Source organism: Neisseria sp. P0022.S010 (assembly GCF_051956635.1).
Map to the genome: position 1 here is coordinate 1 of NZ_JBQCXF010000337.1, position 3,291 is coordinate 3,291.

At 52.7% G+C, this 3,291-nt stretch carries 1 protein-coding gene; it reads right to left on the reverse strand.

The annotated features are described in order from the left end of the window. On the reverse strand, positions 1-2,992 hold a 2,992-nt coding region (locus ACTHUT_RS16335; RefSeq protein ID WP_440419083.1), incomplete at its 3' end, for a DUF2339 domain-containing protein. Positions 2,993-3,291 lie beyond the last annotated feature (299 nt).

A 3,291-nucleotide genomic window follows, 5' to 3' on the forward strand; every position in this document is an offset into this window, starting at 1 on the left:
AAGTGATGCCGTCGTAGAAATGCCATACGCGCATCACGCCTGCGCTGATCAGCATAAAGGCCAAGGCGGAGACAGTGGTCGCTGTAGTACGGCGAAGGTCGGGCGGCAGGGCTTCTGGCAGGGATTTCAGAGCAAACCAAAGCATACCGGCGCAGGCGAGTTCCAATGGGTTAAGCACGGGAATATACGGCAACGGCGAAGGTTGGAACGGAGTGGAGAAGTTGGTCCACAGCATCCAACAGGCAGCGGCAAGGGCGCACAACGGCATAGCAAAATACTGATAAATGGCTTGATGCCGTCTGAAAAATTCGCGGTGGCGTTGCGTATGGAAAACAATCCACATCGCCAGCGGCACGACAAGCCATGAGAGCTGCGCCCAAACGCCGGAGAGAAGGCCGCCGACATACAGCGCGGTCCAAAGCGTCCAAAGTACGCCGAGTATCGTGATATTGAGTTTGTGCAACCAAATCAGATCAGGGCGTGGATAATTGTTCAGAATGATGAAGTTCAACACGGTGGCGGCCACAAGCGGCAAGGCTGCGGCGGCTGTCCATGCGTGTTCGGTATGGTAGAAGACAAAATGCAGGGCAAACACGGGCAGGAATGCCAAGTTTGCCTGCAACAGCTCTTCCCATTTCAAACGTTTTGCAAACAGCAGCAAGCTGGCAAATATCGGCCACATCCACAACTCGATAAACAGGGTTTCCTCGCCTGTCCATTGCATATAGAGGGCGTAGCTGCCTGTTGCCAACGCAGTAAGCAGGATGATCCAGCCTGAAACCTGCGCAAAGTAAACCTCGTTTCCTTCCGGCTTTTCAGTGTTAACCGGCACGCGTGGATATTGCAGCGCGTAGGCAGCCGCAAAAAGCAAAGGCGTAGCGGCAATAAGGTACAGATGACTCAGGAAGCCTTGGGATTCATAAATGATGCTGGATTGCAGCAACAGGGCGAACAATACATTGCCCAAGACAAATGTGATAAACACATTCGGCTCGTGTTTGCGCCGGCAGAATGCCCACGCCGCCGCCAAAGCGGAGAGAGCGACAATGCCGCCTTGGTCGGCCAAGAAAAGCAAAGGCAAAATAGAGATGTACAGCAAGGCGGCAGACAACACGGCCGTCTGAACGGATTTTTCCCATTGCGCCGAACCTTCGCGACGCGAGAAATACCACAGCAAGTAAATCGCCGCTCCGCCAAGCAACACCACAACCGTCGTAAACCACTGCCCTTCCAGAACGGTATCGGTGCCAAAACCCTGATAATTGCCCAGCTGAATCAGTGCCGCCAAGAGATAAACAATCAGCGCACCCAAACGGATATGCGGACGCTGTTGGCGCAGACCGAAGAAATAAACCAGCGCGGATTCGGCACTCCACAAAATGACCGTATTGCTCGGTTCAAAATAAAGCGGAACAGCAATAGTAAGGAACAACACCGCCAACGCAAAAAACGCCTGACGCAAAATATACAGCCCCTGCTGACGTTTCAGCAGCAGCGCCGCCAGTCCGTACACAGCGGCAAAACCCAATGCGGAAAGCGCATCCGCAGACGGCCAATGCTCCACCATGCGGTATTGCAGTCCGAACGCCGCCGCCATCGTGCCAAACAATAAAGTATGGTCGAGGACATGTACGCGCAGGCCATGTGTATAAATGCTGTTGCCAATCTCCTCCAAAGTCGCATTGTCGGCAATCGGCGTAACGCTGTCTTCGCTGTTTTCCGTCAGCTTACGGCGTGCAAACAGATAAGCGATAAAGGTATAGAGCAGCCAGTGGTAAATCAGGAAAGGCTCGGTAGTGGCGAAATGTTGCGGCGTATAACTTCGCATGCCCCACAGCGCGGCAATGGCAAAAGTAGCGGCAAAGCCCGTCAGGTTCAGCGGACGCCATGCCTTAAACCACGCAATCGCGGCCACACCTCCATTGAGCAGGGCAAGATAAGAAAACAGCACCAAATAATTGCCGCTGCCGTCTGAAGTCAGCAAAGGCGCGGCCATACCGCCGATTAAAGCAACCTGCGCCATAATCTGCGCATTCTGCCTTACCGCCAGCCACGCCATCAGCACAACCATCGCTACCATCAGCCCGAACACGACCGACACAGGCAGCAGCGGATGCAGTTTCAACGCCGCCAACGCCGTCAAATACATCACCGCCACGCCGAAACCCTGCAACACCAAGCCATATTCACGCTTACGGCTTTGCAGCTTCCAGCCGCCGACCACCGCCGCCAAACCCGCGCCTGCCACAGTCAGATAACGCAGCTCCACCGGCACATGAACCCGCTCGGAAGCATAGCGCAGTAAAAACGCCAAGCCGAGGAACAGCACCACAATACCGGTTTTCAACAGCGGATTGCCGCGCAAGAACCAAGCAACAATCGGATTGTCGGAAAACTTGTACTCTCCGCCTTCCGACTGAGCTTTATGGATAACGAATTGACGCGATGGCGCTTCTTCGCTTTCAGACGGCATCGAAGCAACAACAGCCTCTTCCTTAGGCAGCTCTTCTTGTTCAGCAGCAACCGGAGCAGCCACCTCGATAACTTCTGATTCCACAACAGGCTCAAGCGAAGCAGAAGCTTTGGCAGAAACAGGATCAATAGGTATAGAAAAAGAAGGAGCAAACGCCTCTTCAATCTTCTGCTTAACAGGCGCAGCTTCCGCTTCAGGCTCAACCCGAACATGAAGCGGCTCAGAGGCCGTCTGAACATCGGCAACAGGCCGAACCTCAAGCCCCTGCCCTACCTTCGCCTCATCACGGACAGCCTCATGCTCCAACACCGACAAACGCTGTTTCAGCAGCTCGATTTCCTGCTCCAGCTTTTGCATCCTGTCGCCTACCGTAGCAGATTCAGCCAAACGCTCTTCTTGGCGTTGTTTGGCGATTGACCAAGCAACCAGCCAAAACAACGACCCAATAATCACGCCGGTAAACATCTCATCAGCAAAATAGCCGATAATAATAGGAATAAGCAGGCCGAAAAACTGCATAAAACACCTGTTTGATAACAATAAGAATATGCCGATTGTAACACCGGCACCATTATTCATGAAAAAAAGAGACAAAAGGCCGAGAGTAAAAGCATACGGCGAATAGAATGTAGAGAATCAGCATAGAAAAAAAGGCCGTCTGAAAATGTTTAGGGATTTGAACTGCACCCCCAAAGTTGGACATCCCCCCTCCAACTCACAAGGTGCAGTTTTTTTATGAGCAAATATACATTACACTTCAAATACCAAGCCGTACTCCACTACCTGCACATACGCAGCCAACAGCGTACCGCAGATCA